A 15,818-nucleotide genomic window follows, 5' to 3' on the forward strand; every position below is an offset into this window, starting at 1 on the left:
CTCTTTTTTTTTATTTTGCTAATGAAATTAGGTGATTTCATTAGCAAATATAATAAAATCTCTAATTAGTCCTCTTTTTTATTGAAATTACATTACCCGTAAATTAACTCTCTTTTTTCATTGTTCCGTTAATAATCTAGGTCAATTTGATTTACATTGTAAACTTGTGACGCTGTAACATTTTTATAGAATGATATTAATTGGGTGATTAGCTTGGATTTTTGAGTTAGTTATCGTCTAAAAAATATATTTTTTTATGCTTTTTGCTTTAATCTATGTTTTTTAGTTGAGATTGGTATCACATGTTTTTGTTCAGCTTTTTATTGTTTAATGCGCGCTTTGTTGTACAATGGCATAAGTCTATTATCATGGCGTAGAGTACTAATGAATAGGGAACAGACGATACAAAATTTGCTCAATATCGCAGAGCAAACCAAACAAGTACAAGCGGATCGTATTGAAATTGTTTTAGAGGAACGTCGTGAAGAGGTTTTTCCACCGATGTCAAAAGCATTGATGGAAACACGCTCTGGTTTAACTCGTCGAAAGTTAGATGATGCAATTTCACGAATGGAAGCAACCGGTCATCAATTTACTAAAAATAAAGCTAACCATTATTCTATAACGCTTGATGAAGCTCATCAGTTAATGGAATCAGCGAAAAAACCTGCTTTTTATCAGCGTGAAGGTGCTGGACGTAAACCTTGGGTGGTGAATGTTCAGAATCAGAAGGGGGGAACGGGGAAATCAATGACTGCAGTGCATATAGCTGCGTGTTTAGCATTAGATTTAGATAAACGTTACCGAATTTGTCTTATCGACCTTGATCCTCAAGGCTCATTACGTTTATTCCTTAACCCATTGATTAGTATTGGTAAACAAGAAACTATTTATTCTGCTGTGGATGTAATGTTAGATAATGTGCCAGAAGGTGTGTTAACCGATAAGCATTTTGTGATGGATAATGTGGTTATGCCAACCCAATATCCTAATCTTAAAACAATTGCAGCGTTCCCTGAAGATGCGATGTTTAATGCTGATGCATGGCAAGATTTAGCTGTAAATCAAGATCTTGATATTGTGCGCTTACTAAAAGAGAAAGTGATTGATCCTATTGCTGATGAGTTTGATATCATCATGATAGATACCGGACCTCATATTGATCCATTAGTATGGAATGCAATGTATGCATCTAATGCGCTTATTATTCCTTGTGCGGCTAAACGTTTAGACTGGGCATCAACGGTTAACTTCTTTCAACATTTACCGACTGTTTATGAGATGTTTCCAGAAGATTGGCACGGATTAGAATTTATTCGTTTGATGCCAACGATGTTTGAAGATGATAATAAAAAGCAAGTTTCTGTATTAACAGAGATGAATTACTTGTTACGTGAGCAAGTAATGATGGCAACAGTACCACGAAGTCGTGCTTTTGAGACATGTGCAGACACTTATAGTACTGTTTTTGATCTTACCGCTGCTGAGTTTGAGGGGGGTAAAAAGACACTTTCTACCGCTCAAGAAGCTATTCAGCGTGTTGGTCTTGAATTAGAACGTGTTATGCACAGCCACTGGGCAAACTTGAACGAGGAGTAAATGACAGATGGCAATTAAAACGACAGATCTTAATGCTCGTTTATTTGGTAAAGCCGATAAACGTCGCGCAACAAACGTTACAGAAGCGCAAACAGCAGCACGTGATAAAGCCGCTGTGATTGAATTAGCCGTTGCTGGTGAAGAGACTGTTGCGTTTGAATTAGTAAAAGTAAACGCCGATGATATCAGTAATCAAACGATTGTTTTTGCTGAAAATGCTCGTGAACAAGCTTTTTTAAATGAACATGCTTTAGCTGATATTTTAGTAACATTAAAAGATCGTGGTCAACAATATCCCGCGGTAGGTCGCTGGCTTGATGATGGTCGTATTGAAGTTTTAGACGGTAGTCGCCGTCGAATGTCTTGTATTCTTGCTCATAAAGACTTTTTAATTTATGTTGCAAAAGGTATTAATACCGAGCACGCAAAATTCTTGTCTGATGTTGCAAATGCGCATAAACCATTATCGTTATTTGAACGCGGTAAAGAGATGCAATCATTGTTAGATACAGGCAAAGTTGCTGATCAAAAAGAACTGGCGAAGTATTTACAATGCAGCGAAGCATTAGTAAGTGGTGCATTAAAAGCTGCTAGTTTACCAATGGAATTGTTGATGGCTTACCCTAGTGTTGGTGAGCTTGGTCGTCCGACTATTGTTAAACTTCATCGTATTTTCTTTGGTTTAAATCAAGAGCAACAACAACACATGATTGCTGATTTAAGCGGTGATAATGCATCATTGTGGAAGACAATTAATGCTCAAGGTATTAGTCGCATTACGCGTGAAGTAACGGGTAAATTAGAGCAATTAGGTGAGCAGTTACATCCTAAAATCGTTATTAATAAACCGACTACCCAAGATTTAATCAAAGGTAAAGTCTCTTATATGCGCGATGGTGATAAATTACAGCTTAAATTGAAAAAAATGAGTGATCGTCAAATTAATGATGTGCTTGCTTATTTAAATGATTATCTCAAGTAACCGTTATTATCGTTAATAAAAACCACGTTCTTATACGTGGTTTTTTTATGCCTGTTGTGGCTGTGTTATGATCAGTTGGTCATTTATTTATGGATCTATTTATGTCGGCGCAGTTAGATATTTTCTTCGCTCAACTTCAGCAACAGCTATCACACCATTTTTGTCGCCAGTTAATCGTTTTAGAAGGTGATTGTGAATGGGCAACGACAGTGGCAATAACCATTAGTCAGCATTTCTCACAACGATTATGGGTAGGAGATAATGCGCCAATATCATTTATGACCTCATCACTTAAACAGTCAAAGCAATGGCTGGGGCAAGAGTTTGAAATGGTGGTTATCAATGCATTACAGGGTTTAAGTGCGAATACATTAGGCGCGCTTTCTGGCACCGTTAAAGGTGGAGGTATCTTTGTTATTATTGCACCATCGGCATGGCAACATTCAGATAGGAGTTCTCCATTTTATCACCGTTTAGGTCGGTTGTTTTTAGAACCTGAAGTTATGCTTATTCAGCAGTCGCAGCCCGTTGAGTTATTATCTTTAGCGGCAATACCACATTACTTTACTGTGGCTCAAACATTTACAGATTCGAACGTGCAACGTGGGTGTTTAACGGCTGGTCAAGTCGATGCTGTGGAAGCGATTATTAAAGTTGTAACTGGTCATAGTAAACGACCATTAGTCTTGTCAGCTGATCGTGGTCGAGGTAAATCGGCAGCACTTGGTATTGCTGCTGCGATATTATTACAAACACGAACAATTAGAATCGCCGTTACAGCGCCTTCTTTTGCCTGTGCAGAGACTGTATTTAAACTGGCTAAATTACGTTTAGCTACGGCTCTTCAGCCGCAACGACATCAATTACACTTTGGTGCTAGCCGATTAGAATTTGTTGCTGCTGATGAGATAGCTAACAGCGCCTCACAGTTTGATTTTATTATGGTAGATGAAGCGGCTGCTATACCTGCTCCTATTTTGATGGCATTACTGGCTAATCATAATCGATTAATTTTTGCGACTACCATTCATGGCTATGAGGGGACAGGGCGAGGATTTGAGATTAAATTCAAACAACGATTAACGGCTAAAATGCCGCAATGGCGCAGCTATCATTTAGAGCAACCTATTCGATGGGCAAAGGACGATCCACTTGAATCTTGGATTTTTAAAGCGTTGCTATTATCGGCTCAAGCCCCAAATTGTACGGCGATGGATGTTATTTCTGATGCTGCTACTATTGATTATTTTGTATTATCCGGCGCTGAATTGGCGGCCAATGAGCATTTGTTAAGCCAGTTATTTGGTCTGCTGATTAACGCTCATTACCAAACTTCCCCCAATGATATTCAACAATTGTTGGATGATCCTGAGCTATTACTTATTGTTGCTTCACAGGCAAAGACAATTATTGGATGTTGTGTTGTATCTAAAGAGGGCGGGTTTGATGCTGAGCTTGCTCAGTTAGTGATGCAAGGAAAACGTCGTCCACAAGGGCATTTATTGGCTCAATCTTTAGCTGCTCATTTAGGTTATGCGATTGCGGCTGAGCAGCGTTGTTATCGTATATTACGTATTGCTGTCGCTGATAATTTTCAACAGCAAGGTATTGGCACTCATTTGGTGGACGCTGTTTTACAGCAAGCACTGAATGAGGATATTGACTATATCGGAACAAGTTTTGGTGCCGCTAATGAGCTTGTTGATTTTTGGTCTCATTGTTCATTACGGCCGTTACGGTTAGGGATCACTAAAGATGCTGCGAGTGGTCTGCATTCATTATTGTTTGTTAAGCCATTATCGAGCGCGGCGTTATTATGGTTCGATGAAGCCGTAACCTTGTTTAGTGCATCTTTTATTTGCCAACGAGTAGAGCAATTTAGTCAACTTGATAGCCAATTATTTTTTAAATTATATTCTCAAAATGTTCACCAACCATTAAATTATGGTTTGTCACCAGCCCTGATTAAACATCAGCTACAAACCTTTATTCAAGGGGGGCTTGGTTATGATGTTGTGGTTGCGAGTCTTGAAAGTTGGCTCTCACAGTATTTATTGCAAGATAATTGTGTTTGGAATGATGAGGTCGGTTTTGCGGTAGCTAAGATTTTGCAAAAACAACCTTGGTCAGTGGTGGAAGAGCAGTATCATTTAGTCAGTCGTAAAGTTGCTCAGCAGCATTTACGTAATATAGTTGCTCGTTATTATTCTTTATCTTTCCCTGTTTATTAGAGGTTTTTATTATGCAGATTCAAATTGACACTCATACACACACATTATCAAGTGGCCATGCCTACAGTACAATTATTGAAAATGCCCAAGCGGCTGCGGCAAAGGGATTAAAAATGTTTTGTAATACTGATCATGCTTCTTCAATGCCTGGTGCGCCACATTTTTGGTATTTTGCTAATCAACGCGTACTCCCTCGATTTCTTGAAGGTGTCGCTATTTTGCGTGGTGTTGAAGCGAATATCGTTAACACTGCCGGTGAGGTTGATCTTGATAATACCGTTTTAGCGAAATTAGATTGGGTGATAGCGAGTTTGCATGAACCCGTTTTTAAACCGATGACACGAAGTGATCATACTGAAGCATTAATAAATACTATTCAGTCTGGCGTTGTGGATGCAATTGGTCATCCGGGTAATCCTAATTATGATTTCGATTTTGAAGCCGTTATTCGTACTGCTGCTCAAAATAATGTCTTAGTTGAAATAAATAATTCATCATTGGGGCGCTCTCGTGTTGGTAGTGCTCCTCGATGTGAAGATATTGCAGTACTGGCAAAAGAGCTTGGTGCTCGAATTACAACGGGATCAGATGCCCATTTTTCAGCGGATGTTGGTAACTTTACAAGTATTAAAACCTTGTTAGCGCATGTTGATTTTCCACAGGAATTGATTGTGACTCAACATCCTGAAACATTTTTAGCCTTCTTAACGGAGCGTGGAAAATCTGTTGCTGAACAATATGAAAATCATAAATGGTAATCAGATAGTGTTTCAGTTTACAGTGTAAACTGAGTGACTATCATATTTACAGTGTAAATCGTTATATTAATTTACACTGTAAATATTGTATTTTCTTATAACCTCAGCCAACAACCTCAGCCAATAACTACAGTCAATAACTACAGCCAATAACTACAGCCAATAACTACAGCCAATAACTACAGCCAATAACTACAGCCAATAACTACAGCCAATAACTACAGCCAATAACTACAGCCAATAACTACAGCCAATAACTACAGCCAATAACTACAGCCAATAACTACAGCCAATAACTACAGCCAATAACTACAGCCAATAACTACAGCCAATAACTACAGCCAATAACTACAGCCAATAACTACAGCCAATAACTACAGCCAATAACTACAGCCAATAACTACAGCCAATAACTACAGCCAATAACTACAGCCAATAACTACAGCCAATAACTACAGCCAATAACTACAGCCAATAACTACAGCCAATAACCTCAGCCAACAACTACAGCCAATAACCTCAGCCAATAACCTCAGCCAATAACCTCAGCCAATAACCTCAGCCAATAACCTCAGCCAACAACCTCAGCCAACAACCACAGCCAACAACCACAGCCAACAACCACAGCCAACAACCACAGCCAACAACCACAGCCAACAACCACAGCCAATAACTACAGCCAATAACCTCAGCCAACAACCTCAGCTAACAATCTCAGCTAACAACCTCAGCTAACAACCTCAGCTAACAATTACAGCTAACAATTACAGCTAACAATTACAGCTAACAATTACAGCTAACTGCTGATATTTTTGTTGCCTATGGTATCTATAAAATGAATAGATTAATTGATGCAAAAAGAGCAGCATTTGATAATTAAATATTATGCACTCTTGTGCTTATTTGGTGTGTAGGAAGGATAAGTATTTACAGTGTAAATACGTATTAAGAATGGAATATGTTGAACGTTAGTTTGAGATTTACACTGTAAAGCGGAAAATATAAAGTCTATTTACACTGTAAATAGACTTTATGAATGAATTTAAATTTACACTGTAAATAACTTATGCTGGTTGACGATGCTTGTCAGTAATGAAGCCTTGATAGCCTCCCACAAATAGTTCAGACAGTCGGTCTAATTGCGTTTCGGTTTCTACTCGTGTTGCTATGACTTTAATATTAAGACTGTGCGCAGTTCTACAGATTGAAGATAATACTGTTGATTTTGTTTGATCATTTAGTTGATGAGTGTAGACGTAATCAATCTTTACATAATTAGGCTGTAACTCTTTTAGATAGGTTAATGATTGGAAATTACGACCATAGTTATCAATACCAAAGCCAAAGCCGTATTTGCGAATAATAGAACATAAAATACCGGTGGCGTCGGTGTGTCGAATACAGCTAATTTCCTGAATTTCAAAAAATAGTCGCGAACTAAGTAACGCGTTATTTTGTAATAAATTATCTAACCACCGAATAAAGCTTGGATCGTTAATACAACTATTTGTAATATTTATTGCGAAAGGTCCACTTGCTCTATCGGCGTTTAATTTATTGATGATTGCAACAATAACATGTCGATCAAACCAACTTCCTATTTTTAAATCTTCTATCGCACCTAAGAACATACCTGCTGAATAATAGTTATTATTTTTCTTAATAGCGGTGAAAACTTCATAATGATAATTTATTCCATTTGATAGGGTGGCGGGTTGATATTTATAAGTAAATAAATCTTCACTGATTGCTTCTTCTAGTAATGCTTTCCATTGTTGCTTGCCTAGCGTTGTTTGATTATTTATATCTTTAATAAGTGCTACTGATTCATGCGGCATTATTTTTGCCTGTGTTAGGGCATTATCCAGTAGGGTTAATATTTGGCTTGGTGTACTTTTCTTTTCATTAAAGACCAAACCGATGGCAACATTGTCATTAATAGTATCAGTACTTAAATGGTTAAAAATATTAACTAATGCTTTACTACAAACTTTTAGTTTTTCAATGGATATGTTAGGAATGAGAATAGCAAATTCATCTTTGGATAAGCGAGCAAGTGTTGCATCATTAAAGAATAATACTTCATTTAATCGTGTTGCTATTGTTTTTACTAGCTCATCACCTTTCTTAAATCCTTCATTTTGATAACACTCATTGATCAAATCAGTTTGAATTAGTCCTAATCCTCCTTTATGTGATTCATTGAGCCATGAACTCAGTTGGTGGATAAAGAAACTGCGATTACCAAGACCAGAGATGGTATCAAGATACGCCTGTTGTCTTAATTTCATCGCTTCATCAGCTTGGTTTTTAAAGTTAGTGTCTAATTGATAACAAATTTGATTGAAAGCTCGCACAATAATAGCTAAATCTGATTCATTAGGTATAGAGAGGGGAGCCTGATTTAAATTATCGATTGTTTTAGCTCTTGCGGTTAACCTTCTTAAGGTCGAGAAGTTCTTCAAACAAATAACACCAATAAGCAAATTTGATATTAGTGCAATAACTAGGCTTGATAATACAGTTTGAGTACTTATCTGCCATAATTGTTGATAACTAAGTGTTGGTTGTACTGTTATTGTTAATAAACCGAGTGATTGCTTTTCATGTTCAATGATTCGCTGTTCAGTATGTGATGGTATATCAAAGATATATTGAAACCATGCTGGTGAATGAAGCGGTGATACAACGTTATCTTGACGGATAAGTTGACGAGCATCAGCTGATATTAGACTAATTTGGCTATAGTTATTATTTGAAAAGAGGTGATTAACTATAGTTAGTAATCTTTTCTCTTGAGCGTTTGATATTATTGGAGTATTTAGTTTTGTAAGTGCTTGAGGTAATATCTCTAAGGCTCGATTAATATCGATTTGTGACGTTATGATATGTTGATGTTTTAATGTTGAATAGCTTGAATAAAGTTGTTGTGCAGTGACTGCACTAATAACAGAGCAAACTAATACGGTTAGACTAATAACTTGTCGTTTGAAAAGTGTCATAATTTGAGCACCAAAAAGAAGTTAAGTGCAGCACTCAATGAATAACTTGTTGATAGAGGTGCTGAATATGAAGATATCTAATTGATATAATTTATCAAAACTCAGCGATATACAGTTGATTGTTTATCAACAAAAGTTCTTTTTCGCTAAATGTATCCATTTCTTTTTGCAACAAATGGCAGTTTTCATTTTTCAAAGACTATTATTTTACTTTTCATGATGATGTAGGTATTTATTATTAAGTGTTTTTTGAACAAGGAGATAGAAAATGGATTTAACTGATATTCGTCGAGAATATACCAAAGGCGGTTTACGTCGTGATAATTTACCATCAGAACCTCTTGTTTTATTTAATCAATGGTTACAACAGGCTGTTGATGCCAACTTGCCCGATCCCACAGCGATGACAATTGCAACGGTTAATGCTGATGGTCAACCTTTTCAGAGAATTGTGCTATTAAAAGATCTCGATAATAAGGGGTTCGTTTTTTATACTAATTTAAGTAGCCGTAAGGCTGAACACTTACATATAAATAATAAAATAAGCTTACATTTTCCATGGCATATGCTTGAGCGCCAAGTTCATGTGACGGGATATGTCGAACAATTATCAACACTTGATGTTATGAAGTATTTTTCAAGTAGGCCTAAAGAAAGTCAAATTGCTGCTTGGGCAAGTAAACAGAGCTCACGTCTTTCTGCTCGTCAGGCTTTAGAAGGGAAATTTTTAGAATTAAAACAAAAATTTTCTGCAGGTGAAGTACCACTTCCTAGTTTTTGGGGAGGGTATAGAGTGAAGTTTGAGTCGATTGAGTTTTGGCAAGGTGGTGAACATCGGTTACATGATCGTTTTATTTATTTGCGCCGTAAAAATAATGACTGGGATATCGAACGTTTAGCGCCATAACTTAATAAATTAGCAGAGTAATGTGGTACTCCGCTAATTATTATTATTAATATTCACGTAAGATAATCGATTGTTGAGTTTTCAGCATACTTTCTGGAATATGAGAACCAAAACCAGCATCAAGTGCTAACTCAATTAATTCACCTTTTGAATTAGCATTGAATTTGTCGCGTAATCGAACGACATAGTTTTCAACAGTTTTAACCGCTAATTGCAATGTTTTAGATATATATTGTGGTTTTTTCCCATATAGAAGTAGAAATAATACTTCTGATTCGCGTGTATTTAGCAAAATATTTAGCGGGGAATTATTGAAATGATTACTTTTTTCTTGTTGTTGCTTGATTGTATCAGTACGACAGAGCCAATGGCCTATCTCAAGTAAAGATGTATCTTTTAATTCGATACCAGAAAAGATGGTTCCAATGATCTTGCTGTTATTATCTCTCCATGCTGTTTTTGTAAATAAGTGTGCTCGCCAAGCTCCATCCGCATATGGGTGAATATCAAGTATGCGTAACCGTTTTTCAGTTGTCATTACTTGTAAATCTTGTTGTTGAAATATATATGCATATTTTTCACTTAAATGCGGAATATCAAAATCAGTGAAACCAATACAATCAAGTGGGTTATTAAAACCTATTATTTTAGAGTATTCCTCATTAACATAAACAAAAGCTGAATTGATATCTTTACAACCCCAACAACCAGGTAATTGATTCAAAATATCTAATGAGGGGTGAATACTATGTGTGTCCATTTATTATAAGCTTTATGTCTATTATTAATTATAATTTTCGTTAATTGTAATGAGTTTATTACATTAGGTAAATGTATATATAGCATAAAATGCTTATTTCATCTGCGAAAATTTATTTAATAAAAAAAAGCCGATCATAGAGATCGGCAAAAACAAGATATTAACTCTTAAGAGTTTGATCCTGTACGACGTGTAGAAGAGATAATCAATAAGTATTGTTATTTGAAAATCAGATTACAACTCTTATTGATTTTATCCTTTCGGATAAATATTAATATTTACCAATTGGTTAAATATTAATAGTGTAACTATATCTAAGCTGAAGACAACAAAATAGGGGGGAAATCACCCGTTGACATTTTGGTTTAGTATTGATAAGTGAGCGCTATTTTTGCTTTTTTAGATATTTATAATACTAGATGATCTTTTTATGAAAACCTAATTTATTATCGTTATCATTATCGAATTTATTCTTTAAACCGGTATAAGAGTAAAATTATAAAATATGAAAATAGTGATATAAAATTTTCATATCATTATTTTTATTTTTTATATTGTTTATAAATTAACTGTTTTTATATAAATCATATTGTTTATTATATGGTGTAATAGTAAAAAATATTTTTTAGTGCCAAGTATAAATATGATATTTTTATTTTAATAAAAAATATACTAATAATAGTTAGCATGCATAAATTAGAATAACTATGTAAAAATAGATGATTTTATTTTATTTATAAGATTTTTCTAGCAATTTATTAAAATTAATTATAAATAAAAATGAATAATTATACATTATGGGACCTGATTACCACCGAGACTCAGCCAGCGTTAATAATTTCTCTGGCATCGGTGGTGATTTTGCACCACATTTAATTAGCGTATTGAATATATCTTCAACTCGAAACCGATAATTAAATCGAAAACAGAATTCACCAAGATAACGAGGAATATGCTTTTCTCTAATTGCGTGATATGTCCCTTTTATCGAATTTTTAACGTTACCAATCATGGTATCGACCCAATAAAATGCAGCTTCATATTGGTGAAGTTCTTTACCATTTTTTGGTAATGAACCATGAATAATATCTGCTGCTAACAGACCATTAAAACAGGGTAAACCATCTGATATGACTAACGTTTTTTCTTGTAAATGCTTTTTAGCCCAATCTATAATTTCTTGTTTTTTAAAACAAGAAACAACACTTAGCCGCATATAAATAGGATGACCTTCTTCATTCAAAGAGATCGCTGATACAAAAGGTGTTTTACCTTTGGCACCACGTCCTCGCTTTCCTTTTTGTTTACCTCCAATATATGCATCATCCAATTGCACGATATTGCCTAACTTTCGATTATCATCATGCTCTTTCATCACTTGCATGAGCTTATGTTTTATTCGCCATGCTGCGTTATAAGAAACCCCTAATTTACGCTTTAGCTCTAATGCTGAAATACTGTTTTTATCTTGTGTGATGAGATAAATAGCTAAAAACCAAGTAGTTAACGGTAATTTTGAATGGGAAAATAAAGTACCTGCCGTCAATGATGTCTGATGGTGACACTTATTACATTGATATAATGACCGCGATTTAAGTTCACAATAACTTTTAGAAGCACAGGTAGGGCAAACGTAACCATTTTTCCATCGAATATTAAATAAACGCTCTCTACATTGAATTTCTGTCCCATACATTTGCATAAATTCGGGTATAGAAAAGCCTTTCTGAAATTGGATTGAATTCTTAGGCATAACGTCACTCCTATACTTCAATATCTTAAAGTATAGGAGATAATTTAACAGTGGCTGTTAAATAGTGGTAATCAGGTTATGGGATGTATGTTTTATTGCGATAGGAGCCTATCAGGAAAGGGGCTATTGTTATTGGAACGATGATCAAGGTGTTGCGCAAATTTTAATAGCTTTATTTTTAACTTATTGTTTATTAGTTGTTTTTGTTTTATCGCTATTGAAGATATGCTCAATTTAGAGTGGCTATATGCTTAATTTATTTCATTATTGGCCAATTGGCTTTAGTTGAAATTACATTCTCCGTAAAAAATCATATCTTGATCATCTTTCCGTTACTGCTTTTATTACTTTATTCTTAAAAATAAGACAATGGATAATTAATGAGACAATAAAATCAGAAGTAATAAAATTATCTCTACAAAGGTGGAGTTATGTTGAAGTCTATAGGTGGTTTTTTAATTTTTTCCGTATTAAATTTAACTAGTTATAGTGTTTTTTCATCAAGCTTTCAGCATGTTGCTTTAACTAAAACTGTGACCAATATTTCGCAACATAGTGAATCATCTACCTTGGTTGATGCTAAACCGGGTGACATTATTGAATACAATATTTACATTACCAATAGTTCTAGCTATGCGATTTCAAATATCAATATTTTTGCTTCTGTGCCTCGCTTTACAACATTAGTAACAACCATCAATTGTAATGATGGCTATTTACCGTCAGCCCTAAATTGCCAAATATTGACTCCTAATGGTTTTAATCGTTCGGGATATCAAGGTGAGATTACTTGGCAATTATTAGGTAAACTTGAAGCTGGTATTACCGCTCAAGTCAGTTATCAAGTAACAATTAAATAGCACTATAATCAAATCGTTATCTTACTAGCAAAATACTATTTAGTTACTTAGGTATGACTATCAATAAAGCGTTGTAATATTTGAAGGCTGTCGAATGATTTAGCTTGTTCTGCCACTAAAAAAGCATAAATAGCATTCTCATGATCTGCAACTAGTGTAAATAAATCTTGGTGTTGCTGAGCATTCTCCGCCTGTTGCTGATAGCGTTGCTGGTAGGGGGCAACCCAAATAACCATTGTATCAATAAGTGTATCCCATGGCAGGTGAAGCCATTTATTTGCATCATCTACACCTTGTTGTGCCATTTGTGCCATCTTTTGATCATTACCTGGGTTCGTTAGACCTAATGGTGTCAATGCTTGTTGCAGTTTTTTAGCTGTTAGTATCTCTATATCTAATAAAGCTTGCCATTTGTTGTTATGGCTAGGGTCACTATACTGTTCAATAAACGTGGTAAAAAAACTGATACCATAAAGCTCACCTAGGTAGGCATTGTATAAATGGTTAAGTGTCATTGTTGATCCATCATAATTAGTATTGTAGTTATAATATGCTGTTTTGCAGTAAATGTTGAGTATCAAGGAGTGAGTTATGACGTTGAATATATTTCCATCTTGGATTGGCGGTTATGAAATTAAACAACATATCACTAATCCTAATATAGAGGTGGGCGATTATAGTTATTATTCAGGTTATTATCATCAACATCATTTTGAAGATCAATGTGTCCATTATTTGTTAGGTGATAAATCAAGTAATGAAGTGTGGCAATCAGGTATTTTTGGTGACGTTGATAAACTTATTATTGGTCGTTTCTGTTCAATTGCCAGTGGGGTTGTGATCATGATGGCGGGGAACCAAGGTCATCGACATGATTGGATTTCATCTTTTCCGTTTGATTTTGCTGAGTTTGGTGATGGTGTAAAAAACGGCTTTGAAAGAGCGGGTAATACAATTATTGGTAATGATGTTTGGCTAGGTGCTGAATGCGTGATTATGCCCGGTGTTACTATTGGTGATGGTGCGGTTATTGGAACTCGTGCAGTGGTCACTAAAAATGTTGAACCTTATTCAATTGTTGTGGGTAACCCCGGGCGATGTATTAAAAAACGATTTACAGCATCACAAATTACGCGATTACTTGAAATGCAATGGTGGAATTGGTCGCAATCACAGTTAAAAGCCGCAATAAAAATTATGTGTAGTGCCGATATTGAACGTCTATATGATTATTATATAGCAATGGATGATCTGTCTGTAGATGAATAAATTGTTATTTATTTTAAAAAAAGTGAATTGTTTGTGATCGGTAATGTTTTCTTACTATTTTGTATTCGCTGTAAGAATGCATAACTGGTAATATTATTTTTATTAAGTCTATACCATCACTCAATTTGAATAATGGCGCTATAGTGGCGTTTTCTTGTGCTTTTTGATTGAAATTTCATGTTTCATGATTAATGACGGCTTAAGTTATGAAAAAATTTACACATTAAATTCAACTTAATTTGATTAAATGGTGCAGATTTATGCGAATTAAATCGATTTTTAGTCTTTAAATTGATCTAAACCAGTAAAATTCAAATTTTTAAGCGGTTTTTGAAACAAAAGTTGAGACATTAAAAAAAAATTGAGTAGTATGGGGTAGAATAGAGTTACTGAGTAAAATGAAAATTACGCATTGAGCTGAGTAAATAAAAAAACTGGATGTTGTTAATAAATCCGAAATTCGCCCTTAAATATTCTGATGAGATAACCATGAGCAATTCTTTAGTTCTTGTAATCAATTCTGGTAGTTCTTCACTTAAATTTGCATTGATTGATACAGTAACCGGTGAAGCTACGTTAAGTGGTCTTGGTGAGTGTTTTAATCTTCCTGAAGCAATTGTTAGCTGGAAAGTTAACGGTGAAAAGCAAGAATTCAAACTCAATGGCCTTGACGGTCATCATCAACAAGCAATTGATCGTATTGTTGCTTTAGTTGATGAACTTGGTATGAAAGATGACATCGTGACAATTGGTCACCGAGTTGTACATGGTGGAACTAAGTTTAATTCTACTGTTCATGTTGATGAGCAAGTAATGGCAGATATTGAAGCGTTGAGTGATTTAGCTCCGCTACATAATCCAGCTCATGTTTTGGGTATGCGCGCAGCGGCAAAAGCTTTTCCTTCATTATCACAGTTTGCTGTGTTTGATACGGCTTTCCATCAAACAATGCCAGAAAAAGCATATACATATGCAATTTCTAAAGAAGTTTGTCAGCAATATAATATTCGTCGCTACGGCGCTCACGGTACGAGCCATTATTATGTTACTCGTGAAGCGGCAAAACGCATTAATAAACCTGTTGAAGCATCAAGCTTTATTTCAGTTCACCTTGGTAATGGCGCATCTGTATGTGTTGTTAAAAATGGTGAGAGTATTGATACTTCAATGGGTTTCACCCCGCTTGCTGGCCTAATGATGGGTACGCGTTGCGGTGATATTGATCCAAGTATTTTAGAATATTTATTGAAAAAAGGTTGGACGCCTGAACGCCTACATGAAGAACTTGTTAGTAACTCTGGTTTCTTAGGTGTTTCAGGTTTAACCAGTGATTGTCGCGGTATTATTGAAGCGATGGAAGCGGGTAATCATGACGCTAAACTTGCGTTTGACGTTTTCTGCTACCGTGCTGCAAAATATATTGCTTCGTACATGGTTGCACTAGATGAACTAGACGGCATTATCTTTACTGGTGGTATTGGTGAGAATTCTTTACCTGTACGTCGTGAAATTATGCGTTTATTGAAAATTTTTGGTTACCGTGAAGATGTCGCTGGTAATGAAGCTGCGCGATTTGGTGCTGAAGGCATTATTAGCCAGCCAAATACGCCGTTAGCAATGGTTATTCCAACCAATGAAGAATTTGTGATTGCGCAGCAATCACTAGCACTACTCAATGCGGAAGCATAAGTAGTTGT

General features: G+C 35.4%; 13 protein-coding genes. 8 read left to right on the forward strand and 5 right to left on the reverse strand.

Features of this window, described 5'->3' with window-relative positions; translation table 11 throughout:
- The first annotated feature begins 384 nt into the window (after positions 1 to 384).
- The 4 genes from OC457_RS17540 to OC457_RS17555 all read left to right on the forward strand — a co-directional run bounded on the left by OC457_RS17540 (position 385) and on the right by OC457_RS17555 (position 5,570).
- The gene (locus tag OC457_RS17540; protein ID WP_080176359.1) at positions 385 to 1,599 is read left to right on the forward strand and encodes an AAA family ATPase; all 1,215 of its coding nucleotides are present in this window, start codon (positions 385 to 387) and stop codon (positions 1,597 to 1,599) included.
- A 7-nt stretch (positions 1,600 to 1,606) separates the two neighbouring features.
- A complete protein-coding gene (locus OC457_RS17545; RefSeq protein ID WP_080176358.1) occupies positions 1,607 to 2,581 on the forward strand; it encodes a ParB/RepB/Spo0J family partition protein in 975 nt (324 codons plus the stop codon).
- A 101-nt stretch (positions 2,582 to 2,682) separates the two neighbouring features.
- Positions 2,683 to 4,812, forward strand: a complete 2,130-nt coding sequence (locus tag OC457_RS17550) for a tRNA(Met) cytidine acetyltransferase TmcA (protein WP_080176357.1) — start codon at positions 2,683 to 2,685, stop codon at positions 4,810 to 4,812.
- A gap of 11 nt (positions 4,813 to 4,823) precedes the next feature.
- Complete coding sequence (locus OC457_RS17555; RefSeq protein WP_080176356.1) at positions 4,824 to 5,570, forward strand: phosphatase; 747 nt, start codon at positions 4,824 to 4,826, stop codon at positions 5,568 to 5,570.
- Between the two features lie 558 nt (positions 5,571 to 6,128).
- On the opposite strand, the gene OC457_RS17560 is transcribed toward OC457_RS17555, so the two are convergent.
- A complete protein-coding gene (locus OC457_RS17560) occupies positions 6,129 to 6,266 on the reverse strand; it encodes a hypothetical protein (RefSeq protein WP_159447888.1) in 138 nt (45 codons plus the stop codon).
- Between the two features lie 368 nt (positions 6,267 to 6,634).
- On the reverse strand, positions 6,635 to 8,572 hold the full coding sequence (locus OC457_RS17565; protein ID WP_080176355.1) for a bifunctional diguanylate cyclase/phosphodiesterase: 1,938 nt from the start codon (positions 8,570 to 8,572) through the stop codon (positions 6,635 to 6,637).
- Between the two features lie 268 nt (positions 8,573 to 8,840).
- Between OC457_RS17565 and pdxH the strand changes: the two genes are divergently transcribed.
- On the forward strand, positions 8,841 to 9,479 hold the full coding sequence (gene pdxH, locus OC457_RS17570; RefSeq protein WP_080176354.1) for a pyridoxamine 5'-phosphate oxidase: 639 nt from the start codon (positions 8,841 to 8,843) through the stop codon (positions 9,477 to 9,479).
- A 46-nt stretch (positions 9,480 to 9,525) separates the two neighbouring features.
- On the opposite strand, the gene OC457_RS17575 is transcribed toward pdxH, so the two are convergent.
- Both OC457_RS17575 and OC457_RS17580 read right to left on the reverse strand, forming a co-directional pair.
- Positions 9,526 to 10,239: a PAS domain-containing protein gene (locus OC457_RS17575; protein WP_080176353.1), complete on the reverse strand. Its 714-nt coding sequence runs from the start codon at positions 10,237 to 10,239 to the stop codon at positions 9,526 to 9,528.
- A gap of 808 nt (positions 10,240 to 11,047) precedes the next feature.
- A complete protein-coding gene (locus OC457_RS17580) occupies positions 11,048 to 11,992 on the reverse strand; it encodes an IS1595-like element ISPma1 family transposase (RefSeq protein WP_262054059.1) in 945 nt (314 codons plus the stop codon).
- Positions 11,993 to 12,423: 431 nt separating this feature from the next.
- On the opposite strand from OC457_RS17580, the gene OC457_RS17585 reads away from it, so the two are divergent.
- Positions 12,424 to 12,852, forward strand: coding sequence for a hypothetical protein (locus OC457_RS17585; protein ID WP_080175518.1), 429 nt, complete (start codon positions 12,424 to 12,426; stop codon positions 12,850 to 12,852).
- Between the two features lie 47 nt (positions 12,853 to 12,899).
- Here OC457_RS17585 and OC457_RS17590 read toward each other — a convergent pair whose 3' ends face one another.
- Positions 12,900 to 13,367, reverse strand: a complete 468-nt coding sequence (locus tag OC457_RS17590) for a hypothetical protein (RefSeq protein WP_080175519.1) — start codon at positions 13,365 to 13,367, stop codon at positions 12,900 to 12,902.
- A gap of 76 nt (positions 13,368 to 13,443) precedes the next feature.
- Between OC457_RS17590 and OC457_RS17595 the strand changes: the two genes are divergently transcribed.
- Complete coding sequence (locus OC457_RS17595) at positions 13,444 to 14,121, forward strand: CatB-related O-acetyltransferase (protein ID WP_080175520.1); 678 nt, start codon at positions 13,444 to 13,446, stop codon at positions 14,119 to 14,121.
- Between the two features lie 489 nt (positions 14,122 to 14,610).
- Positions 14,611 to 15,810, forward strand: a complete 1,200-nt coding sequence (locus OC457_RS17600) for an acetate/propionate family kinase (RefSeq protein WP_080175521.1) — start codon at positions 14,611 to 14,613, stop codon at positions 15,808 to 15,810.
- The last annotated feature ends 8 nt before the right edge of the window (positions 15,811 to 15,818 follow it).

The organism is Photobacterium toruni (assembly GCF_024529955.1).
In the GTDB taxonomy this organism is placed as follows: Bacteria; Pseudomonadota; Gammaproteobacteria; order Enterobacterales; family Vibrionaceae; genus Photobacterium; species Photobacterium toruni.